We start from the raw sequence: 23,362 nt of genomic DNA, 5'->3' as shown, positions 1-23,362 counted from the left end.
GCCTACGATGGGCGGGTATGGAACTACTCGCCCATCTTTTAAACGCCGATGCCGCCACCCCGCGGCTGACTGTTTATAACGAATCCACCGGCGCGCGCATGGATTTTTCCGCCCAGACGCTCGATAACTGGGTGGCCAAGATCGCCAATATGTTGGAAGAAGAGCTCGACTTAGAGCCGGATTCCACCATCGCCATCGACGTGCCCACCTCGTGGCAGGCCGCCGTCATTGCCTTAGGCGCCCTTGCCGCCGGGCCCACCTTTGATTTCGGTGAATCGGCCGCGCTTGCCGATGTCGTCTTTACCTCCCCCTCCCGCTACCTCGCTGCCCAAGAGCGACAGCCACAGGCCGATATCGTGCTCATCAGCGATGATCCCTTTGGCCGCGGCATCGTCGAATCCGGCGGGGATCTGCCCACCGGTGCCATCGACTTCGGCCCCACCGTCCGTTTTTATGGCGACCAATACTTTGGTGAAACCCAACCCCTGCCGGAATTGGTGACCCCGCCCGCGAGTGCCGAGCGGTTGCTGTCTACCGGATGGAGCGACAAGGCTTCTTTCACCCGCGCCGTGCTCGAGCCCTTAGCCGCCGGCGGTTCCGCCGTCATCGTTGCTGGACTCTGCCCCGCGTCCCGCTTGGATGAAATTGCAGCGAATGAGAAAGTAACCGCCCGGCTCTAGGCCAAGTGGCCTATACTTGCCTTCCATCATGTTCTTGGGAATCTCTTCAGACGCGTGGGTCTACATCTTTATTGGTGTGCTCATTTTGGTCGGCACTATCACTCAGGGCTCGATCGGCTTTGGGCTCGGCACCATCGCCACCCCCATTGTCGCGCTCCTGCGCCCGGATTTAGTCCCCACGCTCATTTTGCTCCTCGCGCTGTGCATTTCCATCTATACGCTGGCGCGGACGTACCGCGAAACCTCATGGCGCCTAGTTGGCATATCCGTCATAGCCCGCATTCCTGGCTCATTTGCCGGCGCGTGGGCGATCGCTTCTCTCTCGCACGATGGCCTTTCCATCTTCATCGGCTGCGCGGTGCTCTTGGCGATGTCCCTCTCCAGCCTCGGCTGGAGCCCCGAGCCCACCAGGCGCAATACCGTCCTGGCCGGTCTGACCTCCGGGTTCCTGGGAACCTCTACTTCCATCGGTGGCCCGCCGATGGCGCTGATTATGAAGCGCTTTGACCCACAGCGCACCCGCGGCAGCCTCGCCGGAACCTTTGTGATCGGTACCGTCATGTCCCTTTTCATCCTGGGCTTTAGCGGCCAGGTCGCCCAGCCGCAGGTCTATGCCGCAGCGGCGTACAGCCCCTTGGTGGTCATCGGCCTGTTCATTGCCAACTACCTAAACCACTTCATCGATACCAAGCGCCTTAACCGCATCGTCACGGTGGTAGCTATTACCGCTGCCCTTGCCCTTATTGGCCAAGTGCTGTTTTTCTAGGCCTCCAATAAGACCGGTATGACGTGGTAATCACTGCCCCCGGTTTTGTCTCCAGCCTGTCCAGCTATTGTTTCGCGCTGAAAAAAGCTTGTACGCTAGAAGCACATCATCAGCGCAGAGGAAGGACCAGAGAGTCTGTGCTCTCCTTTAATTTTCCCTGCGCTCTATTCTCTTTCTTTTAGGTGATGAAATGAACGAATTTATCGCTGCGCGCTGGCAGGATATCCTTTTCCGCAGTTACCAACACGCAAGCCTTGTCATCCAATCAGTCGCCGTGGCCCTGGTCATCGCGTTGGTTATTGCCATCTTTGTGGCCCAGCGCCCGCGCGGTGCGGCTATCGCTAATGCCTTGACCTCCATTGGCCTGACCTTGCCATCGCTGGCGCTGCTTGGTCTTGCCATCCCGCTGTTTGGCATCGGCACCATACCGTCGGTTGCCCTCGTGGTCTTTTATGCCGTCCTTCCCATCCTGCGAAATGCCATCGTCGGCTTGCACAATGCCAGCGACGATGTCATCGAATCCGCCCGCGGGCAGGGCATGAGCTCGACGGCTATCCTCTTCCGCATCCGGCTGCCGCTGGCCTGGCCGGTGATTATGACTGGCATCCGCGTCTCCACCCAGATGTCTATGGGTGTTGCCGCCATCGCCGCCTATGCGCTCGGCCCAGGACTGGGTGGATATATCTACTCAGGACTCAGCCAAATCGGCGGCACCAACGCACTTAATTTCACGCTGGTGGGCACCATCGGCGTCGTCATTATTGCGCTCATCGTGGATGCGATTCTCGCCGGAATCCAAAAATTGACCACCCCGAAAGGTATCTAAGAATGTCTGATTCAACGCACGCTTCGTCCACACGCTCTGCGGACGCGAGCAATAGCGGTGCCAGCATCGTATTTGACCACGTCACCAAGGCTTATTCGGGCCAAGACTCCCCTGCCGTCGAGGATCTGTCTTTCGAAATTCCGGCGGGCGAGCTGGTCGCGTTCGTCGGGCCTTCCGGTTGCGGTAAGACCACCTCGCTGAAGATGATTAACCGCTTGGTGGAGCCGACCAGCGGCACCATTTATATCGATGGCGAGGACGCCACCAAGAAAAACCCCACGCAGCTGCGTCGCGATATTGGCTATGTCATCCAAGGCGGCGGGCTCATCCCCCACATGTCTGTTGCGGATAATATCGCCCTGGTGCCCAAGCTGAAGAAGTGGAAGGCCGATAAGATTTCTCAGCGCACCGACGAGCTTTTGGAAATGGTGGGACTCGATCCTGCCACCTACCGCGATCGCTTCCCCAGCGAGCTATCCGGCGGCCAGCAACAGCGCGTCGGCGTTGCCCGCGGCCTAGCTGCGGATCCGCCGGTGGTCTTGATGGACGAGCCCTTCGGCGCGGTCGACCCCATTACCCGCACCCGCCTGCAGGATGAATTGGTCAATATCCAATCCGAGCTGAAAAAGACCATCATCTGCGTCACGCACGATATCGATGAGGCCATCAAGCTGGGCCACCGCATCCTCATCTTTGAGCCAGGCGGAAAGATCAGCCAGTACGATACGCCCGAAAATATCCTTGCCGCGCCTGCGAATGATTTCGTGGCTGACTTTATTGGTTCCGGCTCCGCCTTAAAGCAGCTCAACTTGCGCCGCGCGGACGAGCTAGAACTTGCGGATCAGGCCACCGCGCGCATCGGCGAATCCACCGATAAGGCGCTAGCGCGTCTGCGTGAGGCCGGCGAAGAAATGGTGGTCATCGTCGATGACAAGGGCCATCCCCGCGACTGGATTTTTGCCCGCCAGCTCGAGCGCTACGAGACCATCCCGGAGCCGCAGTTCGAGCTCAACTCCGTTGTGGATGCGCGCTCTACGCTAAGCGATGCCATGTCTGCCATGCTTGCTTCCTCCCACAGCGGCGCGCTTGTCACCCGCCGCGGCGAATTCGTAGGCGTTTTGTACTACGAAACGGTCACGGATTATATCCAGCAGATGAACGCCGCGGCTCAAGAGGCTTTAGATGAAAAGGAGGTGGATTCCGGTGGAGAAATTTAAGCGCCTCACCGGTGAAGACCGCCTCCTTATCATCGGCATCCCCATCCTGGTGGTGCTCACGGTGGGCGGTTGGCTCATCTGGCACGCCACGGCCGAGCTGGATGATATTGAAGAGCGCACCTTGCAAATTAGCTCCGTCCTCACCATGACCCGCGAACACTTGGTCCTCGTGGTCATCTCCGCGTTGCTGGTCATCGCCACGGCTGTGCCCCTGGGCATCGTGTTAACGCGTAAGTCCACCAAGTTCATGGCGCCGATTATCACCAGCATCGCGAATATTGGCCAGGCCGCGCCCGTCGTTGGCGTCATCGTCTTATTGGCCATCTGGCTGGGCTTTGGCGAACCGGTGGCCATCCTCGGCCTCTGGTTCTATGCCTTCTTGCCGGTACTCGCCAACGTGATTGCGGGCTTGCGGGGTGTGGATAAGCAGCTTGTTGAGGCCGCCTACGGCCTCAGCATGTCGCCATTCCAGGTGCTCACCAAGGTCGAGCTGCCTATGGCCCTGCCGGTCATCATGACCGGTATCCGCACCTCCCTGGTGCTTTTGGTCGGCGCTGGTGCCTTCGCCACCTTTATTGATGCCGGCGGCCTCGGCGGGCTGATTACCACCGGAATCACCCTCTACCGCAACCCTATTCTCATCTCCGGCGCGGTCCTCATCGCATCCTTAGCCTTAGCGGTCGAATGGGTGGGCCGCGTTCTTGAGGTTGTCTTCGCCCCGAAGGGAATGATCAAATGAAACGCGTCCTCGCAACGCTTGCCGCCGCAAGCACGTTCTTCCTCGCCGGGTGCGGCCTCGGCACCGCCGGTGGCCTCATCCCGAGTGGGGAATTAAAGGGTGACCTGGCCGAAATTGACCTCGACGGCGCCAATATTTCCATCGGTTCCAAGAACTTCACCGAGCAGGTCATCTTGGGCAAGATTGGCGCGATCCTCTTGGAATCTGCAGGTGCCAACGTAAAGGACTTGACCAATATCCCCGGCTCTACCTCGACGCGCCAAGCGCTAGAGGTCGGCGATATGGACTCCATGTTTGAATACACCGGCACCGCCTGGATTACTTACCTGGGCAATGCCGATCCGGTCCCCGGCTCGCAAGAACAATACGAGGCGGTAAAAGAAGCCGATAAGGACCACGGACTTACCTGGCTGCCCCCAGCGCCGATGAATAATACGTACGCGCTAGCCATTAGCGCGCAGTCCCACGCAAAATACGGCCTCGAATCGCTAGCAGATATTAAGGGTATTCCCGCCAACGAACAGACCTATTGCACCGATAGCGAGTTCTTGGCCCGCAATGACGGCCTGCTTACCATGTTGGATAGCTATGGCGTTGAACAACCACCGCGCGACCGCATCCGGATCATGGATTCCGGCGCCGTCTATGCCGCCTTGAATAAGGGCGAGTGCACCTTCGGTTCGATCTTTGCCACCGATGGCCGCATTAAATCCCTGAACCTCACCGTGCTGGAGGATCCTGAGCTCTTCTTCCCCAAGTACAACCTCGCCCCGGTTGTGCGCACCGAGGTCTTGGAGGAATACCCAGAGATCAAAGATCTCTTCGCTCCCCTCTCGGAACTCCTGACGGATGAAAAGATGCAAGAGCTCAATGCCCGCGTGGACGTCGACGGTGAGGACTATACCGCCGTGGCACAGGATTTCCTCATCGATGAAGGGCTGCTAGAAGGATAATCCTCTGGCCGCTCTACCAGAGCAAATGGATATACAGAAAACTTTCAGTAATTTTCAGCGACCTATCAGATAGATTCCATGGCTGTTCCAGCCATATGCCCCATACTTAAATCATGCGTTTGAGAGAGCGCATACGAGAGAGATAGAGAGAACCCCTCAGTTTCCAGAGGGCGGTGCAAACCGATACATGGAAACACCCTTGTAGAGAGAGACGTCAGCGGCACTCGGAACCGAAAGGAACCGGGTGCCGCTGGCGTTTTACTAGTTCCACAGGCATAACCCGCACGGGTTATGCGGGCTATGCCACCAAGTCGTTCTTGCGCGGCGCGAAGAGCACGGCGGTACCCGTCACGATTGCAGCGGTCACAAGGTAAAAGGCTGGGGCGAGTTTATTTCCGGTGGTATCAATCAGCCACGTCGCGATCATCGGGGCGGTGCCACCGAAGATGGCATTGGCCGTATTAAACGTCAACGCGAAACCAGACAGGCGCACGTGCGTGGGGAATTGCTCGGAAAGGAAGGAGGGCAAGACGCCATCGTTAAGCGCCAGCACCCCACCCAGGCACACCTGAATGATGATGACGAGCAGGATGCCTGCGCCATCGAGAAGCATGAATGCCGGAATGATGGCAAGGCCCATAAAGAGCGCGGCGCACAGCATGGTGGTGCGCCGGCCAAGGCGATCGGACAGCAGGCCTGTCAATAGCGCGAAGCCCACGTAGAACGCGGAGGCCACCGAGGAAGCAATAAACGCCGGGGTTTCTGCCATGCCCAGCTCCTCCGAAAGATAGGTAGGCAGGTAGGTCAAGATGACGTAGAAGCCAATCGCGTTGAGCACCGCGCCGGCAAAGGCAATGGCCAGGGCCTTGGGGTATTTCAGCACCTGACGCAGGGGCGAAAGCTCGGTTTCCGCGTGCTTTTCAAAGCGGGTGGATTCCTCCGTGTGGCGGCGAATCCATAGCCCGTACAAGCCCAGCGGCAGCGCCACCAGGAAGGGCACGCGCCAGCCCCAGGAATGCAGGGCATCATCATCAAGCACGCCGGTAAGAAATGCCGCGATGAGCGAGCCCAAGAGCAGCCCGGATGCGGTGGCCGAGGGCACCACCGCAGCATAAATCCCGCGTTTCCCAGGTGGGGCGATCTCAGCCAGGTGCGTGGCGGCGCCGGCATATTCACCGGCGGCGGAAAAGCCTTGCACCATGCGGCACAGCAGGAGCAATAGCGTGGCGGCAAAGCCGATGGTGGCATACCCAGGCAATAGACCGATGCAGGCGGTCGCCAGCGACATCAGCACGATGGAATAGGTCAACGTGTGGATGCGGCCGTGCCTATCACCAATATGACCCCAGACGATTCCGCCGATGGGGCGCACCAGGAATGACAGCGCAAAGAGCGCGAAGGTCAAAATCAGCGCGCGGCGGCCTTCCATTTCCGGGAAGAAGACGCGCGAGATAATCGCGGACATATAGATATAGGCCGCATAATCGAACCACTCAATAAACGTGCCGATGAATGCAGCCTTGATCGCGGAAACGCGCTGTTCGTGTGAAGTACCAGGAACGTCCACGTCCGCTGGGGCAGATTCATCGCTCGCTGGCGGTGGGGCTATCAGAGGAGCCATGCTCCTCACCTCGTTTCTGTTGAGCATCATTCGCAAAAATGGCGCAGCATCATCTGCACCCATAACGACGAGCCTACAGAAATAACTATGGTTTAGATCACCTTTATCTGCTTTTATAGCCTCGCCTATAAGCTTCGCTTGCCGATGCCTCCCTTCCCCACCTAACTCACAGCACTTAGCAGCAACCTTTCAGGCAGATTCCATGGCTGTTCCAGTCACATGCCCCATACTTAAATCATGCGTTTGAGAGAGCGCATACGAGAGAGATAGAGAGAGAACCCCTCAGTTTCCAGAGGGCGGTGCAAACCGATACATGGAAACACCCTTGTAGAGAGACGTCAGCGGCACTCGGAACCGAAAGGAACCGGGTGCCGCTGGCGTTTTACTAGTTGTATTTTTGGCAGCCGCATTGCCTAGTGCCTCTGGCCGCCGTCTCTGGCTGCCGTTGCTGGTGGCTGCCGCGAGGCCGAGCCACCGGCGCTAGGCGGGCTTCTTTCGCGGGATTTCCTTATCGAAGTCAATAAGCCGCCCCAATGCCCAATCGCGGTCCGTGAGCAACCGGGCAAAAACCATCCCTGCGCCGATGGCGCCTACCACCATCAAGCCGGTAGCCACATTCGCCACTGCCTGATCCATCTGGCCATCGTTGAGGTAATAGACCGCGCGAAACATCGTCACCCCGGGGATCATGATGACGGCGGCAGGCACGGTGGTGGTAATGCGCGGCAACCGCGCCTTTTGGGAGGCCACCGCACCCAAGAGTCCGATGATCAGCCCGCCAATAAACGCCGCAAAGTAGACGGTCGTGCCCAGCTCCAGGAGGCCTAAGCGCACCGCGTTGGCCACTGTCCCCACGCTTGCGGCCACTAGGACCATGCGGCGCGAGGAATTAAAGAGGAAGGCAAAACCCGCGATGCCAAAGAAACTGGCGACAGAAGCCAGTAGGTACCACCGCGTATCCGGTGCAGGAACCGGCGGATCCGGGCTGAGATCCGTCAACCAACTGACCATGGAGACGGTAAACGTAGCGGTAAAGATGACCGTAAACGCATACCCCAACCTGGCGATGCCCGCATCGAAGTCAAAGCGCGCAATATCAATCAGGGCCGAGAACAGCGGGAACCCCGGAATCAAAAAGAGCACCGCCGCTACATAGCCCGAGGAAAGCGAGCTCGGCTCTACCACCCCGGCAAATCCTAGAAGCTCGATGAGGATAAAGAACGTGATGCTAGCTGCCGCACCACCGGCGATGATCCCGCCAATTTGGTGCACATGCTGGTGCAATACCTCATAGCGCACGAATTGTCCCACGAATGCGGCCAGCGCGACGAGGCCTACCGCCTGCACCGGAAAGAAATTTAGGAATGCAAACGCCGCGCACGCGACCGCTGCCGCTGTGGATAGGACCCACACGCTCCAGCGCTTTTTCACGTCACTTTCAATGGAATCGAGCATCCCTGAAAGCTCTTCCGCGGTAATTCCGGAATACAGGTGGTTATGGGTGAGATCCTCCAACGCCTCAATGCGGGAGGCATCGACGGCCGGCGAATGCGTGCGCGCAATCACGGTGCGAAAGGAATCGCCCCGGTGAAAGGTACAAGTAATTTGGGTCAGCCCCACGTTGGCATCCAAATGATCAAATCCCAGCGCCCGGGCGCTGCGCTTCATGCCGCGCAGCACGCGATAGCCTGATGTGCCCGCCCCCATTAGCATCATTCCGACGCGCAAGACGACGTCAGCTTCCACGCCCATCTGCCGGTGAAAATTCGGATCATACTGCGACGACAAATCTTCCACCTCTACCTCGCGGGAAAGCTGCGATCCAAGCCACTTCCCAGCGACCATTGCCCCAGCTTCCACCCACATTTTGGCTAATTCTTCTACCTCCCAGACTAGCGCACCGCGTTCCTACCCCGTGGCCTTCTTAGCCTCCACTAACTTTCAGGAAAATTTCAGCTTTCTTCAATGCCTATAACAGGGTTTAGCGCCATACTTTCTTTAGCGTTTGAGAGAACGCAAGAGAGATAGAGAGAACCAGCTCCAGCGCCCTGCGGCCCTTCACTGAGGCCCGGGCGCTGGAGTTGTTTTTCCATCGGTTACGCAGTAGTCCCCTAGTCTTTACGGGCTCGACGTTTGCAATTCATCAAGAGTTTCCACTATGTGAAACACCCCGTAATCTACGCGGTTTACGTTGACTGGGTGACTCTCAGGGATGAACCTGCCGGCACTAAGAACGGCATCGCGACTGCCACGGCCACCGGCCCGAGCAACGATAATCCATCGGAGCTCGTGCGAAAGGCTACAAAGAGCCGACATAAGGAATGGTTGCTGGCTGCCGTACTTTTGGCGCCCAATCTCATCTTGCTGGCCATTTTTACCTACCGGCCGCTGCTAGATAATATTCGGCTTTCCTTTTTTAACTGGAATATTTCTAGTTCAAGCTCCACTTTTGTTGGTTTTGATAATTACGTGGAGTGGTTCACGCGTGACGATACAAAGACGATCGTCTTAAATACCGTCATTTTCACCTTTTTCGCGGTCATCGGCTCCATGGTAATTGGGCTTGCGCTTGCGCTACTTCTCAATCAAAAAATCAGAGGCCGCAACTTTGCACGCTCGGTGGTCTTTGCGCCTTATGCCATCTCCGGTGCTGCGATTGGTATCGCCTTCCAATTCGTATTCGACCCCAACTTCGGATTGATTCAAGAAATCCTTGGGTGGTTTGGCATTAGTTCTCCAAACTTTTACGCCGTGCCTAGCTGGGCGTTGTTCATGGTGACATTCACATTCGTGTGGAAGAACTTGGGATACACGTTTGTCATCTACTTGGCTGCCCTACAAGGCTTAGATAAAGAATTAGACGAAGCTGCCGCCATTGATGGAACTGGGCGTTGGCGCAAATTTTGGCGCGTGACAATGCCACAACTGCGCAATACCACCTTCTTCCTTTCCATTACGGTACTGCTCAACTCTGTGCAGGTCTTCGACATCATCAACGTCTTGACCCGAGGCGGCCCTCAAGGAAACGGCACCCAGACGCTGGTTTTTCAGATTTATAACGAAACCTTTGTCAACTTCCGTGCTGGTTACGGCGCCACTGCTGCGACAATCCTATTCCTCATCCTGCTCGTCGTTACGTTGATTCAGGTCCGCATCATGGATAAGCGAGGTTAACCCACCCTATGGCTGATTCAAATCTTCACATGATCACAGACTCTTCCCCTGTATCAAGGCGTGCCAAGCTCATCGGTGGCTACGTAGGAATTATCCTCGTCCTCCTGCTCGTGGGACTGCCGTTGTTCTGGATCTTAATGACCTCATTCAAGGCCAGAGGTGATATTTACACCGACCCAGTTAACTGGCTACCGCCGACGTGGGAAACCAAAAATTACGCAGACGCCACAACGCGCGTTCCCTTCTGGACCTACCTGCGCAACTCCGTCTTCATTACCGCGGTCCTATCCGCTATAAAGATTGTGCTTGGTGTCATCTCCGCCTACGCCTTATCTATCCTTCGCTTCCCAGGACGCAATCTAGTCTTCATCGTGGTGATTTCTTCCCTGATGGTCCCTGCAGAAATCACGGTGATTTCCAACTACGCCTTGGTCAATTCCTTGGGATGGCGTAATACCTTTGTCGGCATCATCGTCCCGCTGGCTGGTGTTGCATTCGGCACCTTCCTCATGCGCAATCACTTCCTTTCCTTGCCTTATGAGCTTGTGGAAGCTGCTCGCATGGACGGTGCCGGCCCCATTCGCTTGCTCACCAAGGTGCTGCTTCCCGTTTCTTGGCCAACACTGACAGCATTTTCAGTGATCACACTAGTAAACGAATGGAATACCTACTTGTGGCCATTCCTGATGGCGGATACAGAACGGGTTGCTCCCTTGCAGGTGGGGCTGACCATGCTGCAAAACAACGATGGCGTTACTAACTGGGGACCAGTAATGGCAGCAACCGTTCTCACCATTCTTCCGATGGTCGTCATCTTCCTTGGCCTGCAGAAATACATGATTCAAGGTCTCACCACTGGCGCCGTCAAAGGTTAGAAGGCTTCTATCCCTATCACGCTCGCCGTTATCACCCTATCCTTCTCAATCTGACTTCTATATAAGGAGATACCCATGCTTCGCCGTAAGTTTCTCGCGCTAGCTTCCACTGCTTCTACCGCTACATTTCTTGCCGCTTGTGCTGGCACCTCATCTACTAGTTCCCAAGGCAGTAGCGACGGTGGCGATGGTGGCGAGGTCACGGAATTGACGTGGTGGTCCAACCACCCAGCTTCCTCAAAGGACATCGAAAAAGAAATCATCTCTCGCTTCGAGAAGGAAAACCCTGATATCAAGGTCAACCTTGTTGACGCAGGAAAGAACTACGAGGAAGCAGCACAAAAGTTTAATGCTGCACTCACAGGATCTGATCTTCCAGACATCGTGGTTCTGTCTGATGTGTGGTGGTATAACTTCGCCATCAATGGGCAGATTGCCAATGTTGATGATCTAGCCAAAGAAGCCGATATTGACCTTTCAAGCTATGTCCAACCGCTCTATGAGGACTACAACTACGACGGCGGCCACTTCGCGCTTCCCTTTGCCCGGTCGACTCCCCTGTTCTACTACAACAAGGACGCGTGGAAGAAGGCTGGCTTGCCGGACCGCGGACCGGAGTCTTGGGACGAAATGGATGAGTGGTCTGAAAAGCTCGCCAGCGCTGATTCTAAAATGAAGCCCTTTGGCTGGGGCGATGCAGTCGGCTACTTGGGATGGATTTTCCAAGGCCCCTTGTGGTCTAAGGGCGGCGCCTACTCCGATGAATGGGATTTGAAGTTCACTGATGACAAAACCATCGAGGCTGTGGAATGGCTCAAGGATGTTACCGATAACAAGAATGGCTATTCCTACATGGGCAATGACATGGCCATGGAATTCGGTACCGGACGCGCTGCAGCCACTGTCCTATCCACAGGCGATCTTGCAGGTATCACTGATACCGCTGACTTCGAGTTAGGAACCGCATTCCTTCCCAATCCAAAGGGAGACGGCGCTTGCCCCACCGGAGGTGCCGGCCTCGCCATTCCTTCCGGTATTAGCAAGAACCGCCAGTTGGCAGCCATTAAGCTGATTGATTTCATCACGAACGAGGAAAACACCTCATACTGGTCCCAAAATGTGGGTTATATGCCAGTCCGCTCTTCTGCTGCCGACAACGAAGATCAGAAGAAATTCATGGAAGAGAACCCGAATTTCGAAACTGCTATCAAGCAGCTTCCAGAAACACGCCCACAGGACAACGCCCGTGTATTCCTCCCTGGTGCAGATCAGGAGATTGGTGGTGCCTTCGAGAAGATCGTCACCAACCGCGACGATGTCACCAAGGTGCTCACGGATCTGGAAAAGACTCTGCAGTCCATTTATGACAACCAGGTAAAGCCCGTCATTAACGGCTAATCTTGCCAATTCTCCTTAGTATCTGAAAGGTAACACCATGGCTACTGTCACATTTGATGGAGCAAGCCGCATCTACTCCAAAGACGCGGAGCGCCCCGCAGTTGACCGTCTTAATCTAGATATTTCCGATGGCGAGTTTTTGGTCCTCGTCGGGCCTTCTGGCTGCGGAAAATCCACCAGCTTGCGAATGCTCGCGGGCCTTGAGCCGACCGACCGAGGTTCCATTCGGATCGGAGGAAAAGACGTCACTGGAGTCAGCCCATCAGATCGAGACGTAGCCATGGTCTTTCAGAACTACGCCCTGTACCCGAATATGTCGGTCGCGCAGAATATGTCCTTCGCTTTGGAGAACCGGAAAGTACCCAAGGACCAGATTAAGACGCGGGTGCAAGAAGCCGCCAAAATCTTGCAGATGGAGGATCTGCTTGACCGAAAGCCCGCAAATCTTTCAGGTGGCCAGCGCCAGCGCGTAGCGATGGGCCGCGCCATCGTGCGCGAACCAGCTGTATTCTGCATGGACGAGCCATTATCCAACCTGGATGCAAAACTGCGCGTATCCACCCGCGCGCAGATTTCAAATTTGCAACGTCGCCTTGGCACGACCACGGTATACGTAACCCACGACCAGACCGAAGCAATGACCATGGGTGACCGCGTCGCGGTGCTTAATGCAGGTGTCCTACAACAAGTAGATACCACTCGTGAAATCTACGACCGCCCCCAGAACGTCTTCGTTGCCGGCTTCATCGGCTCCCCTGCCATGAATATCTACAACCTCGCGCACACCTCTAGTCAGCTTTCACTGGGATCTACTCGCATCAACTTGGCGAATTACGACTTCGATGGTGCGCATTCCGTTACCGTTGGCGTTCGCCCTGAAGATTGGGTGCACACAGAGGAAGGCGCGGAATTTACCGTTAAGCACGTTGAAGAGCTCGGCAATCAAACCTACCTCTATGGCGACTTGGCAGACTCGGGCGAAAATCTCCAGTCGACGACCCGCATGGGCGGACAAACTGGGATATTGGTAAGTGCTCGCCGTGATTACACGATTGGTGACACTTTCCGCGTTTCCCCAGATCCTGACCGTATCCACCTATTTAGCTCTACTACTGGTGAGCGTCTAAATTAGAGTCGACAAAGCGAAGTTAACAATGTAAATTTCTATTTTGCCCGGTGTAGCAAAAATTGTTTGTTTCTCGCTTGCCTGAGACATCCACGCAATTCTGTTTCCCGCGGATATTGCTAAGGCCAACTGCACTCCACGAACGATAAAGCCAATCGAAAGGTCACTAACTGCCGATGCGCTCTCTGAAGAAGCTATCTGTCACCGCCCTTGCCACCACCGCCATTCTCGGCACTATCGCCGCGCCGGCCGCGAACGCAAAGAGCAACCCAGTACGTTCCATCATCGATCCTGGAACCTGCAAGGCCATCACCAAACTGGCTAACGAGGGCAAGCCGGTTCCAGATCCTTCCATCCTCCACGATGAGGACTCTGTGAAACCTTATTTCAGCGATGGCGTACTGAAGTACAAAGTGGCGGATAACTTCCCATACCGCAAGCAGCTGGACGCCGCCGTTGCCGAGTGGAACGAGGCTCTCGAGGGGAAAGCTTCCCTTAAGGAAGTAAATCCTTCCGAAGCTGATGATGACACCATTTCCATCATCTACAATCCGGATCCCCGCGGCTACGTCCAAGGCTCGGCTTACCCAGATCACAAGTTGGTGTCCATCAAGATGCCCAACGCCACCTACCCTGAGGCGCTCCAAGGCACCATTGCTCACGAGCTAGGCCACATGATGGGCGCGGGACATTCCTGCGCCGGCGCACTTATGGCAGGTTCCAACCAGAACCCGATCTCCTATCACGTAACCCCGCTCGATGCGGCCGCCATCATCCAAGGTCAGTTCGACTAAGCACGCCTCGACTTCTCCCCTGGTCCTTCACTGGAACCAGGGGATTTTTATATGCCCAGTTTCGGGGCGGTGGATAAGCCACGTTGGGGAAATGTGGGCATCGGCTAGCAGAGCTACTGCTAACGTTGCCCATATTCAAAGGTTTGCACATGAAAAGGAGCCTTCTCTATGGAGACGTGGGAACCCACATTGTCCACTGGTCCGCTGCTAGGGATTGCGGTCGCTGCAATCGCTGTGATTTTGGTGCTGGTTATATATTTAAAGCTCCACGCTTTTCTCACTCTGCTGGTGGTCTCCGCGCTGACAGCACTTGCAGCTGGCATACCGCTCGAAGGCATTGTCCCTACGATGACGGAAAGTTTCAGCTCGACCCTTGGCTCGGTGGCGCTTCTGGTGGGACTCGGCGCCATGATCGGCCGGCTCGTGGAAGCTTCCGGCGGTGCTCAGTCGCTTGCCGATGCCATGGTTCGCCGCTTTGGCGAAAATAAAGCACCCCTTGCACTCGGCATTGCCTCACTGATTATGGGCTTTCCTATCTTCTTCGACGCTGGTCTTATCGTGATGCTGCCGGTTATCTTTGCCGTCGCCCGCCGCTTGAATGGCCCAGTCATTGCTTTTGGCCTGCCAGCCGCCGGCGCATTTTCTGTCATGCATGTCTACCTGCCACCGCACCCCGGTCCTGTCGCCGCCAGTGAATTCTACGGCGCCGATCTCGGCCTGGTGCTGCTCGTCGGCCTACTGTTGGCCCTGCCTACCTGGTATATCTCCGGCTACCGCTTTGGACTTTTTGCCGGAAAGAAGTTCCCATTCAAGGTCACTGACGCCATCGCCGGGCCTGCCCTTGAAAAGGAAGAACAACCCTTAAAACCTGCCTCCGCCACCACAGTGATTTCTATTTTGCTCATCCCGATGGTGCTCATCTTCTTTAATACTGGGCTCAACGCCCTAGCTTCCTACGGCACAATCGATGCCGATGCCACGTGGGTCAGGTTCTTCGTCATGCTCGGCCAAACTCCAATCGCACTGCTGATTACAGTGCTTATCGCGCTGGTAGTCCTCGGCTTGCGCCGCAGCGTGGAAAAGACGGCGCTGGAAAAACTCGTTGACTCCTCGCTTGGCCCTATCTGTTCTGTCGTGCTCATTACCGGTGCAGGCGGCATGTTCGGCGGGGTGCTTCGCACCTCAGGCATTGGCGATGCGCTTGCCGATTCCCTCTCCGGCCTCGGCATCCCCGTCATCCTGGCCTGCTATCTCATCGCCGTAGCCCTCCGCCTGGCACAAGGTTCAGCCACCGTCGCACTCACCACTGCTGCTGCCCTCATGGTTCCCGCCGTGGAAGCTGGCGGTTTCACCGAGCTCCAACTCGCACTCATCGTTGTGGCCACCGCCGCCGGTTCGGTCTTCGGCTCGCACGTTAACGATTCCGGCTTCTGGCTCGTCGGCCGCCTGATGGGCATGGACACGATGACAACGCTGAAGACATGGACCGTTAATCAGATGCTCATCTCCGTCATTGGCTTCGCACTCGTCCTAGTCCTCTACGGCGCGGCTGCAGTCTTTTAGGCGCCGGTCTTTATCCAAGCAGCAGCGTCTTCTGCAATATCTTCCGCTGGTCGCGTCACATCGAAAACGCGGCCAGTTTCGTCCTCTTCCAGCGGCTCCAAGGTGTCGAACTGCGACTGCAACAGCGACGCTGGCATGAAGTGTCCCGGCCGGTGTTGCATCCGCTCATACAACACATCAAAGTCACCATGTACGTGCACAAACGCCACGCCTGGGCAGTACTTTCTAATCAGATCTCGATACTTTCGCTTCAACGCGCTGCACCCCACCATCGCACCTTCTGGCCTATCCGCCAGCCACTGACCAATCTGTTTTAGCCACGGCTCCCGGTCCTCATCATTCAGCGGCGTTCCCGCGGCCATCTTGTCGATATTTGTCTGCGGGTGCATATCATCGCCGTCGCGGTACTCTAGCCCCACCAACGGCGACAGGGCCTGCCCCACCGTCGTCTTGCCCGAGCCAGAGACTCCCATGACGACGACATGACGGAATGTATTCTGGTTCATGGTGACTCCTCAGGCTGGGTTCTTTCTATCGAGTTTATCCACTCCTCTACTACCGCTCAGAATAGCGAGAAGGCAAGCTAAGAACAGAACATTCCGGCGGTATTAGCTAAAATTTCCTAGAACACTTATTCCTATATGATATCTTAATCATATGGGTCGGCACACAATTAATGAACACTGGTTTGAATTCTCAAAACAAAGACTCGACAGTTTCGGGGCAAAGGTTGAGGATCCGACCAAGGAGCATCGTTATCCAAGTCAGCCTGATTGGTATGAAATAGCAAATAATCTAAGACCATTCCTCTTTCACGACCTCAACATTTCCAATGTATCCCCTACAACAGCCAGGATTTTAAAAAGCTGGCTCATAGATCCTCCCAAAGCAAGTACTTGCTTTGGGAGAGATCCTGAAAATAATTCTCCATGGCAAGTCACCAACGGGCGACACCGCTTAACTGGGGTGATGTCGGCACGGCCCGATCTAAATATTCCCGTTTACTGGGATATTTTTGGGTACGAAAATGGACCATACTCCGAAAAGGTTCTTGCCTCAAAGATAGCGCAAGCCGAATTAATCGAGCAAGAAAGACACTCTTACCTCCCAAGGACAGTCCAAAACGACAGATTTTTGATCGCTCTTGAAAATCTAGCCAATAAAAAGTTCAAAAAGCCTGAACCAAAGTGGCCTATTTCGACAGTAAAAGTTCAGGGAAGAGAACCCGACCACTCCTTCCTCAGCGATGACGAATGCAATTCAGCATTTGTATGGAAACACAATGAAAACGCCTTAATCGTGGTCGATTCAGTAAAAACTCTTTACGACGATCGTTTTTCGAGTGACTGGGCCGAATTAAGGGGAAAAATTCCTGAACTTGAGCACGTTATAGCAGACAGCAGAAACCTCACTGTGGTTTCAGAAGTCATGACCGGATTTAAATCCGATGTCCATTACACATACTTCCCAGAATCCAAAGACTTTTTTTCAATTCACTGTTGGGGACCTCCAATTCAGGTGTGTATCTGTCGAGCTGGCGTCCGGTTGACACGATTTCCCTAATATCTATCTTTAAAGGCGAGATTTTTGAGGGCGTCAGTTACCAATTTCCAGAATCCCGGATGATCCAGCTTGGTAGCGACCTGGGTATGGCAGCTGTCATCAGCGGGTTCCCGCAGGTCAGTCACGGTCATGCCGGTGGTAAGTACGCCGGCGAGCTCGACATGCACGGGTGCTTTGCGGGTTTGCACGATGCTCGGATCGATGAGGTAAGCCACCGTGCATGGATCGTGAACCGGAGGATCCGTAAATCCTTGGTTTTGCTGATACGCCTCACGGAAGAAGCCGAAGAGGCCGACAACAAAGTCTGAGACGGGCGTATTCAACGCCTTAATTTCGGCTTCGACCTCGGCTGTTGCTAGTGCTTGGTGGGTAAGGTCGAGCCCGACCATGGTGACCGACCACGGCTCTTCGAAGACGATATGTGCTGCCTCAGGATCGATCTTGATATTGAATTCGGCGACTGGGGACCAATTGCCTTCGTGGTAGCCGCCGCCCATAAGCACAACCTCTTTGACACGCTCTACGATGCGCGGTTCTTTGCGCGCGGCCATAGCGATATTGGTCAACGGACCCGTTGGAACCAAGGTAATGGTGCCGGGTTCATGGGCCATGATGATGTCGATGATGAAGTCGATGGCGTGGGCATCGGCAAGCGCGGTGCTTGGGTCCGGAAGCTCGACGCCATTAACATCCATGCCGGTGGAGCCGTGGATGGACTCAGCAACTTCTACGGGGCGCACGAGCGGGCGATCGCAGCCGGCGTAGACCGGAATCTCTGGGTGGCCGGCGATCTCCTTGACCACCAGCGCATTGCGGGCGACCTTGTCCAAGGTCTGGTTGCCTCCGACGGTGGTAATGCCCAGCAAATCAATGTTGGGATTGCCCATGGCCAAGAGCAAAGCTACTGCGTCATCATGGCCGGGGTCGCAGTCCAGAATAATTTTTCGCGTCATATCTTGAGCCTACTTTTGGTCGGTGAAGACTGCCACGGTCTCATCCTGTGGCGCAGCTTCAATTCCTCTGTGCTCACCAGCTGTACCCTGGAAAGCAGCAACTCACCCCGTAAACGGTATAAACCGTCGTGGAAAGGAATTCGCCCCGCCATGCCTTCAATTTCTGACCGCCTGACCCAGGCACAGCAAGATTTTAACGCGGTGATTTCCACCATTCCTTTTGATGAGGATGCCGTAGATACTGCACTTACGCTGCGCGGATTGCCTGTTGCTTTTAAAGACATCGTGGATATCGCCGGGGTGCCAATGACCTGTGGCACCAACGTGGATATGGGACCGGCTCCGACCATGAATGCCACGGTGGCACAGCGGCTAATGGATGCCGGCGCGATTCCCGTTGCCAAGGCCAACCTCCAGGAGTTTTCCTATGGCATCTTGGGTGACGCCTCCGCGTATGGGCGCGTGATCAATCCTCGCGATCCACAGGTCTGCGGCGGCGGATCCAGCTCTGGGTCGGCGGCGCTGGTTGCGTGCGAGGCGCTAGATCTCACGGTGGGTTCCGATAGCGCCGGTTCCGTGCGCGTCCCGGCCGCCAGCCAGGGCGTCCTCGGTTTTAAGCCCACCACCGGTACGATCCCGCTCGATGGCGTCTTCCCCTTCGCGCCGAGCTTCGATTGCATCGGTTTCTTCGCCAGCTCCATCGAGCTCATCGAGCAGGCCCTGCTAGCCACGGTGGATGAGGCACCCACTCCGGCCGAGAATGTATCCACCATCGATGTCTCTGCGTTGCAAACCAAAGGTGAGCGCTTTGCTGGTCTGCTGTCTGCGCTGCAGGATTCCGCGTTCGCAGCCGTAGAGCGCCTCGATTACTCCCAGCTCGAATCCACCATCGCTACCACCGCGAAGCTCTACGCTCCGATGCGCGTCAAGGAGGCTTATGACGTCCACCAGCCCTACCTTGACCAGCGGGATAAGTACCAGGATGTCATCTTGGAGCGCATCCTCGGCGGGCAGGATATTTCTCAGGCAGACTACGACGCTGCAGCGCAGCAGGTAGAGGAGTTGCGCGAGGAAGCACTAACGCTTTTCGATGCCTCCCCCATCATCCTCACCCCCACCCTCGACGCCGGCCCCATCAAATGGGACGACATCACCGAAGAAAACACTGCGGATTCCGCTGCCAGCCTGCGCCGCTGGACCGAGCCATTCAATGTCGTGGGCTGGCCGGCGATCACTATCCCGCTGCACACGAGGGACACCACGGGAGTGGGTGATGCGGTGCAGGTCATCGGCAAGCCGGGCCAGGACCTCACCGTCTTGCGCGTCGCCCGCGAGATTCAGGCGCTGCTTTAAGCACATCGCAATTCTGCGCGTCTCTGCCTGCTGACGGCGTTGGTAAGGTGATGGTTATGAGTACTCCAGCACAGCTTGTCGCGCGGTTGCGCGCTGAGGCCGATGACGGTTCCTTGGAGTCATTCTGCTTGGATACCGGCATTGACCTGCTGGTTCTTTTTGGCAGCGCGCACGTAGATGCCGCCAATGCGAATGATGTTGACCTTGCCTATTCGGTCGATTTCTCGCGCGCGAAAGCTGAGCGTCCCAACGTACTCGACGTTGCCACGGCGTTTTACGCCCGCTACGGCGACGGCATCGATCTCATGTGCCTAGATACCGCAGACACGGTGGCGCAACATGAAGCTCTGCAAAAGTGCGAGCTCTTGGTCGATCCGTCCAATTCCAAGTATGGAACGCTGCAAATGATGGCGGCACGGGAGTACATCAATACGGCGTACCGTCGCGAGTTCGAGCTCAGGAGCTTAATGTCATGAGTCCACGGGATTTCCAATCTGACACTATCCGCAAAAGGCTTGTCTCCCTCCGGCGCATACTTGGCGAGCTTGAAAAATACCGGGATTCAGATGCGAAACAACTGCGCTCTGACCTTTCACAAATGTATGCCGTGTTTTTCATGCTGCAGCAAGTAATCGATCTTGCCACGGATATTAACCAACACATTGCGGCAACGACCTTAAACGTTGCGGACTCTAGTAGCCGTCGCGGTTTCGAAGATCTCATTCGCGCGAGCGTTTTACCCGCCGACCTGGAGCAAGATTTCTATAAGAGTCTGGCTTTGCGCAATGTCATTACTCACCACTACGTTGAAGTGGACTTGGGAATCGTCTCCAATTCAATCCCGCGAGTATTAGATGTATATACGCAATACGTTAAATCGATTTCGCGCTGGCTAGCCTCCCGCTAGCACCGTCTTTTCTTGTGTGCGCGGGCGCCAATATGCAGCTTCTACTGCGTTAAGTTCCTTGAAGTGCGAGGACGTCAGTTCATCCATCGCGGTTAAATAGCCACCCACATCCTCGCGCGGTAAGCGCAGGCCCATCGTCAAGTGCGGGGTCCAGCGCGGACCGCGCCCCTCAGGATTGGCGGCGCTAATCTTCCGCGCTGCCATTTCGAGTTCATCGCTAGTTTCTAATAACCACGCCACGGTTCGTTTCCGCTTGGTGCCGAAGATGACGTTTCCCACGCGCCGAAACGTCGCCGGAATAACCGCCGGTAAAAGCTCCGCGGCAAGCTCTACAACGTCGGGGTCCATCTCCGGCGCGAAGGTCACCGTAATATGCGGGCGCTGGTTCTGCACGGGGAATCCGCGCTCGGCCAGACCGGCAAAGATCTCCCGAATCTGCTCTTCCTGCTTTCCTGGCAGGTAGAGCAGGATATTATCCGGCGATGCTGTACTCACGATGCGGCTTTCTTCGTTTCAAGTGGGCACGATTCATTCGTGCTCCCCAAGTGCGGGCGGTTTCGGTTCTGTTTCTAGTTCTAGTTCTGTTTCTAGGGTACCGCCGGTCAGCGCTTGTGCGATCTCCGCGATGCTATAGGTCCTTTGCACAGTTTGAGCAAACTCGCCCTTCAAAAATCGCATCGCGCCTTCAGTTGATGCAGAGGAGGTTGCACATCGGACACTGCACACAGGAGGTTGCGCATAGGACCCTGCACATTAGCTCCCGTACATCGGACCCTGCATAGAGGAGGTTGCGCATAGGGCCCTTGCACGCCGGCCCCTGCGCAAAGAACCTTCCAATTCTCTTGTGCTCGTTTAACCGGGTGCCTTTAATAAGAGTATGAGCACATCAGATTCTTCGCCTTTCATTCTCGCCATCACGGCTTGCCCAACGGGTATCGCCCATACCTATATGGCCGCCGAGAACTTAGAGGCTGCCGCCGAAAAGCTGGGCTACCGCATCAAGATTGAAACGCACGGTTCGATCGGCGTGGAGGGTAACTTCAGCACACAAGACATTGAGCAAGCCGATGCCATTGTCATCGGTGCCGATACCGTCATCGCAAAGGACCGATTCCACGGCAAGCGCTTGGTGGCCACCGGCGTGGACGAGGCCATCAAACACCCCGAGCAGCTGTTGACCAAGTCCTTGGAGGCGGCAGAGTGGAAGGGGGAGGATAAGGGGACATCGGCAAGCGAGGCAGAGGACACCGCGGAAGATGCTGGGCTGCGCGGTATTGGGCAGACCATGTACAAGGCGCTGATGAACGGCGTTTCCCACATGATTCCCTTCGTGGTTACCGGCGGATTGCTCATCGCCGTGGCGCTGTCATTGGGTGGCACGCCCACGCCGGAAGGACTGTCGATTCCTGAAGATAGCTTCTGGAATACGCTCAATGAGCTCGGTGGCCTGGCATTTTCGCTGATGGTGCCGGTCTTGTCGGGCTACATTGCTGTTGGCATCGCGGATAGGCCGGGGTTGGCACCGGGCCTTATTACCGGGCTCATCGCCACAACCGGTTCGCTGTACGGGTCCGAGGCTGGCGCCGGATTCTTGGGAGGTATCGTCACCGGTATTCTCTCCGGCTACGTGGCCCTTGCGATCAAGAAGATTCCGGTGCACAAATTCATCGCGCCGATTTGGCCGATTATCGTCATCCCGATTTTCACCACGCTGATAGTGGGCCTAGCCTTCATCTATTTCATCGGCGCGCCGATTGCCACCGCCTTTGAAGCCATGACCGAATACCTCGGCGGGCTGCAGGGCTCGTCTGCGATTGTGCTGGGACTTATCATCGGCGCGATGATCGCCTTCGATATGGGCGGGCCCTTCAATAAGACTGCTTTCCTGTTTGGCGGCGGCATGATCGCCGCGGGAAATGCCGCCCCGATGGGTATGGCCGCCGCCGCGATTGCGGTTCCGCCGCTCGCCGTGGGCGTGGCTACCCTCCTGCGCCGCGGTTGGTTCAATAAGGCGGAAAAGGACTCCGGTATCGCCGCACTATTTATGGGATTTTTCGGCATCACCGAAGGCGCCATTCCCTTGGCCGCGGCGCGCCCCCTGCAGGTCATCCCGGCCAACGTGGTGGGCGGTGCCGTCGCCGGTGCCATGGCCGGCGCGTTTGGCGTCCGAGATCATGTCATGCACGGCGGCCCCATCGTCGCCGTTCTCGGCGCGGTGGATCAGGTGGCCTGGTTCTTCCTGTCCATGCTCTGCGGCGTTGCCGTGTGTGCCGCGCTCATGCTCCTGCTCATTCGCCTGACCCAACGCTCCCCGGAAACAGAGGAGAACACGGAGGAGCCCACAGTGCTCCCGCTTCTCGGTACCTCTACCATCAGCCTCGATGAGCCACTCGGTAATGACTCCGAGGCCGTCATCAAGTCGCTCGTTTCCCTCGCCGCAGCCGATGGCCGCATTAGCGACGCCGCTGCAGTTGCCGATGCCGCCCTTCACCGCGAGGCCCAACACTCCACCGGCGTAGGCCACGGCGTGGCCATCCCGCACGCTCGTTCCGCTGGGGTTACCACACCGACGCTGGCCTTCGCCCGGCTTCCCGAAGGTGGCATCACCTGGGGCACCGGAGAAGGACCCACGAGCTTAGCGTTCCTTATCGCCGTGCCCGATGACGCTGGGAAACAGCACTTGAAGCTGCTGTCCACCCTCGCTCGCGCCATCATGAAGGAAGATTTCCGCGCCCAACTGCACGCGGCCAGCTCCCGTGAAGAAGCAGAAGAGGTTATCGCCTCTGTCCTCCAAGTCGAGCCACAAGCCGCCGTGGAGTCTTAGTCTTCTGCCTTGGCCTCAGCCTGCCCAGCA

The 23,362-nt window shown here is 56.4% G+C and carries 22 protein-coding genes; 17 read left to right on the top strand and 5 right to left on the bottom strand.

Going from position 1 to position 23,362, the window contains the following annotated elements:
• Window positions 1-17: 17 nt before the first annotated feature.
• The 6 genes from ABRP64_RS03120 to ABRP64_RS03095 all read left to right on the top strand — a co-directional run bounded on the left by ABRP64_RS03120 (window position 18) and on the right by ABRP64_RS03095 (window position 5,181).
• Window positions 18-680 (top strand): TIGR03089 family protein, encoded by a 663-nt coding sequence (locus ABRP64_RS03120; RefSeq protein WP_349865394.1) that lies wholly within the window; start codon window positions 18-20, stop codon window positions 678-680.
• Window positions 681-708: 28 nt separating this feature from the next.
• Window positions 709-1,446, top strand: coding sequence for a sulfite exporter TauE/SafE family protein (locus ABRP64_RS03115; protein ID WP_349865393.1), 738 nt, complete (start codon window positions 709-711; stop codon window positions 1,444-1,446).
• Between the two features lie 190 nt (window positions 1,447-1,636).
• The gene (locus ABRP64_RS03110) at window positions 1,637-2,272 is read left to right on the top strand and encodes an ABC transporter permease (RefSeq protein WP_349865392.1); all 636 of its coding nucleotides are present in this window, start codon (window positions 1,637-1,639) and stop codon (window positions 2,270-2,272) included.
• A 2-nt stretch (window positions 2,273-2,274) separates the two neighbouring features.
• Window positions 2,275-3,489: an ABC transporter ATP-binding protein gene (locus ABRP64_RS03105; protein ID WP_349865390.1), complete on the top strand. Its 1,215-nt coding sequence runs from the start codon at window positions 2,275-2,277 to the stop codon at window positions 3,487-3,489.
• Window positions 3,476-4,228, top strand: a complete 753-nt coding sequence (locus ABRP64_RS03100) for an ABC transporter permease (RefSeq protein ID WP_284849885.1) — start codon at window positions 3,476-3,478, stop codon at window positions 4,226-4,228. Before ABRP64_RS03105 ends, ABRP64_RS03100 begins: the two co-directional genes overlap by 14 nt.
• On the top strand, window positions 4,225-5,181 hold the full coding sequence (locus ABRP64_RS03095; protein WP_284849884.1) for a glycine betaine ABC transporter substrate-binding protein: 957 nt from the start codon (window positions 4,225-4,227) through the stop codon (window positions 5,179-5,181). The genes ABRP64_RS03100 and ABRP64_RS03095 overlap by 4 nt, the downstream gene beginning before the upstream one ends.
• A gap of 298 nt (window positions 5,182-5,479) precedes the next feature.
• Here the strand turns inward: ABRP64_RS03095 and ABRP64_RS03090 are convergent, their stop codons facing one another.
• Window positions 5,480-6,802: an MFS transporter gene (locus tag ABRP64_RS03090; RefSeq protein ID WP_296087694.1), complete on the bottom strand. Its 1,323-nt coding sequence runs from the start codon at window positions 6,800-6,802 to the stop codon at window positions 5,480-5,482.
• Window positions 6,803-7,282: 480 nt separating this feature from the next.
• Window positions 7,283-8,554 (bottom strand): threonine/serine exporter family protein, encoded by a 1,272-nt coding sequence (locus tag ABRP64_RS03085; RefSeq protein WP_284781957.1) that lies wholly within the window; start codon window positions 8,552-8,554, stop codon window positions 7,283-7,285.
• A gap of 537 nt (window positions 8,555-9,091) precedes the next feature.
• Here ABRP64_RS03085 and ABRP64_RS03080 point away from each other — a divergent pair.
• The 6 genes from ABRP64_RS03080 (at window position 9,092) to ABRP64_RS03055 (ending at window position 15,732) form a co-directional block, all read left to right on the top strand.
• A complete protein-coding gene (locus ABRP64_RS03080) occupies window positions 9,092-9,976 on the top strand; it encodes a carbohydrate ABC transporter permease (RefSeq protein ID WP_349865425.1) in 885 nt (294 codons plus the stop codon).
• A 29-nt stretch (window positions 9,977-10,005) separates the two neighbouring features.
• Entirely contained in the window at window positions 10,006-10,851 is an 846-nt protein-coding gene (locus tag ABRP64_RS03075; protein WP_284785088.1) for a carbohydrate ABC transporter permease, read from the top strand.
• Window positions 10,852-10,926: 75 nt separating this feature from the next.
• Entirely contained in the window at window positions 10,927-12,249 is a 1,323-nt protein-coding gene (locus ABRP64_RS03070; protein ID WP_284853432.1) for an ABC transporter substrate-binding protein, read from the top strand.
• Window positions 12,250-12,286: 37 nt separating this feature from the next.
• Window positions 12,287-13,381: an ABC transporter ATP-binding protein gene (locus ABRP64_RS03065; RefSeq protein ID WP_284853431.1), complete on the top strand. Its 1,095-nt coding sequence runs from the start codon at window positions 12,287-12,289 to the stop codon at window positions 13,379-13,381.
• Window positions 13,382-13,551: 170 nt separating this feature from the next.
• A complete protein-coding gene (locus tag ABRP64_RS03060) occupies window positions 13,552-14,169 on the top strand; it encodes a zinc metalloprotease (protein ID WP_349865388.1) in 618 nt (205 codons plus the stop codon).
• A gap of 168 nt (window positions 14,170-14,337) precedes the next feature.
• Complete coding sequence (locus tag ABRP64_RS03055; protein WP_284853429.1) at window positions 14,338-15,732, top strand: GntP family permease; 1,395 nt, start codon at window positions 14,338-14,340, stop codon at window positions 15,730-15,732.
• Here ABRP64_RS03055 and ABRP64_RS03050 read toward each other — a convergent pair.
• The gene (locus ABRP64_RS03050; RefSeq protein WP_284853428.1) at window positions 15,729-16,238 is read right to left on the bottom strand and encodes a gluconokinase; all 510 of its coding nucleotides are present in this window, start codon (window positions 16,236-16,238) and stop codon (window positions 15,729-15,731) included. The two genes, ABRP64_RS03055 and ABRP64_RS03050, sit on opposite strands and share 4 nt — an antisense overlap.
• A gap of 151 nt (window positions 16,239-16,389) precedes the next feature.
• Between ABRP64_RS03050 and ABRP64_RS03045 the strand changes: the two genes are divergently transcribed.
• A complete protein-coding gene (locus ABRP64_RS03045) occupies window positions 16,390-17,295 on the top strand; it encodes a hypothetical protein (protein ID WP_349865387.1) in 906 nt (301 codons plus the stop codon).
• Here the strand turns inward: ABRP64_RS03045 and uriH are convergent.
• Complete coding sequence (gene uriH / locus ABRP64_RS03040; RefSeq protein WP_284853426.1) at window positions 17,292-18,248, bottom strand: uridine-preferring nucleoside hydrolase UriH; 957 nt, start codon at window positions 18,246-18,248, stop codon at window positions 17,292-17,294. The two genes, ABRP64_RS03045 and uriH, sit on opposite strands and share 4 nt — an antisense overlap.
• A gap of 150 nt (window positions 18,249-18,398) precedes the next feature.
• Here uriH and ABRP64_RS03035 point away from each other — a divergent pair, with 150 nt between their 5' ends.
• The 3 genes from ABRP64_RS03035 to hepT are packed head-to-tail and all read left to right on the top strand — an operon-like array spanning window position 18,399 to window position 20,508.
• Window positions 18,399-19,601, top strand: coding sequence for an amidase (locus tag ABRP64_RS03035; protein WP_349865385.1), 1,203 nt, complete (start codon window positions 18,399-18,401; stop codon window positions 19,599-19,601).
• A gap of 56 nt (window positions 19,602-19,657) precedes the next feature.
• Window positions 19,658-20,077 carry a hypothetical protein gene (locus ABRP64_RS03030; RefSeq protein WP_296087673.1) on the top strand — a complete coding sequence of 140 codons (420 nt, stop codon included), beginning with the start codon at window positions 19,658-19,660 and terminating at the stop codon, window positions 20,075-20,077.
• On the top strand, window positions 20,074-20,508 hold the full coding sequence (hepT, locus tag ABRP64_RS03025) for a type VII toxin-antitoxin system HepT family RNase toxin (RefSeq protein WP_349865383.1): 435 nt from the start codon (window positions 20,074-20,076) through the stop codon (window positions 20,506-20,508). The genes ABRP64_RS03030 and hepT overlap by 4 nt, the downstream gene beginning before the upstream one ends.
• Here hepT and ABRP64_RS03020 read toward each other — a convergent pair.
• A complete protein-coding gene (locus ABRP64_RS03020; protein ID WP_284784464.1) occupies window positions 20,494-21,003 on the bottom strand; it encodes a 2'-5' RNA ligase family protein in 510 nt (169 codons plus the stop codon). The genes hepT and ABRP64_RS03020 overlap by 15 nt on opposite strands.
• A gap of 382 nt (window positions 21,004-21,385) precedes the next feature.
• Between ABRP64_RS03020 and ABRP64_RS03015 the strand changes: the two genes are divergently transcribed.
• A complete protein-coding gene (locus ABRP64_RS03015; protein ID WP_349865381.1) occupies window positions 21,386-23,332 on the top strand; it encodes a fructose-specific PTS transporter subunit EIIC in 1,947 nt (648 codons plus the stop codon).
• The last annotated feature ends 30 nt before the right edge of the window (window positions 23,333-23,362 follow it).

The sequence above is a fragment of the Corynebacterium sp. KPL4015 genome (genome assembly GCF_040225725.1).
Classification (GTDB): domain Bacteria; phylum Actinomycetota; class Actinomycetes; order Mycobacteriales; family Mycobacteriaceae; genus Corynebacterium; species Corynebacterium rhinophilum.
This window is presented reverse-complemented; position numbering and strand designations above follow the sequence as displayed.

Bases quoted from the DNA above. Each gene is read 5' to 3' on its own strand.
- ABRP64_RS03120 (WP_349865394.1), top strand. From the start codon at position 18: ATGGAACTACTCGCCCATCTTTTAAACGCCGATGCCGCCACCCCGCGG.
- ABRP64_RS03115 (WP_349865393.1), top strand. From the start codon at position 709: ATGTTCTTGGGAATCTCTTCAGACGCGTGGGTCTACATCTTTATTGGT.
- ABRP64_RS03110 (WP_349865392.1), top strand. From the start codon at position 1,637: ATGAACGAATTTATCGCTGCGCGCTGGCAGGATATCCTTTTCCGCAGT.
- ABRP64_RS03105 (WP_349865390.1), top strand. From the start codon at position 2,275: ATGTCTGATTCAACGCACGCTTCGTCCACACGCTCTGCGGACGCGAGC.
- ABRP64_RS03095 (WP_284849884.1), top strand. From the start codon at position 4,225: ATGAAACGCGTCCTCGCAACGCTTGCCGCCGCAAGCACGTTCTTCCTC.
- ABRP64_RS03090 (WP_296087694.1), bottom strand. From the start codon at position 6,802: ATGGCTCCTCTGATAGCCCCACCGCCAGCGAGCGATGAATCTGCCCCA.
- ABRP64_RS03085 (WP_284781957.1), bottom strand. From the start codon at position 8,554: ATGGGCGTGGAAGCTGACGTCGTCTTGCGCGTCGGAATGATGCTAATG.
- ABRP64_RS03075 (WP_284785088.1), top strand. From the start codon at position 10,006: ATGATCACAGACTCTTCCCCTGTATCAAGGCGTGCCAAGCTCATCGGT.
- ABRP64_RS03070 (WP_284853432.1), top strand. From the start codon at position 10,927: ATGCTTCGCCGTAAGTTTCTCGCGCTAGCTTCCACTGCTTCTACCGCT.
- ABRP64_RS03065 (WP_284853431.1), top strand. From the start codon at position 12,287: ATGGCTACTGTCACATTTGATGGAGCAAGCCGCATCTACTCCAAAGAC.
- ABRP64_RS03060 (WP_349865388.1), top strand. From the start codon at position 13,552: ATGCGCTCTCTGAAGAAGCTATCTGTCACCGCCCTTGCCACCACCGCC.
- ABRP64_RS03055 (WP_284853429.1), top strand. From the start codon at position 14,338: ATGGAGACGTGGGAACCCACATTGTCCACTGGTCCGCTGCTAGGGATT.
- ABRP64_RS03050 (WP_284853428.1), bottom strand. From the start codon at position 16,238: ATGAACCAGAATACATTCCGTCATGTCGTCGTCATGGGAGTCTCTGGC.
- ABRP64_RS03045 (WP_349865387.1), top strand. From the start codon at position 16,390: ATGGGTCGGCACACAATTAATGAACACTGGTTTGAATTCTCAAAACAA.
- uriH (WP_284853426.1), bottom strand. From the start codon at position 18,248: ATGACGCGAAAAATTATTCTGGACTGCGACCCCGGCCATGATGACGCA.
- ABRP64_RS03035 (WP_349865385.1), top strand. From the start codon at position 18,399: ATGCCTTCAATTTCTGACCGCCTGACCCAGGCACAGCAAGATTTTAAC.
- ABRP64_RS03030 (WP_296087673.1), top strand. From the start codon at position 19,658: ATGAGTACTCCAGCACAGCTTGTCGCGCGGTTGCGCGCTGAGGCCGAT.
- hepT (WP_349865383.1), top strand. From the start codon at position 20,074: ATGAGTCCACGGGATTTCCAATCTGACACTATCCGCAAAAGGCTTGTC.
- ABRP64_RS03015 (WP_349865381.1), top strand. From the start codon at position 21,386: ATGAGCACATCAGATTCTTCGCCTTTCATTCTCGCCATCACGGCTTGC.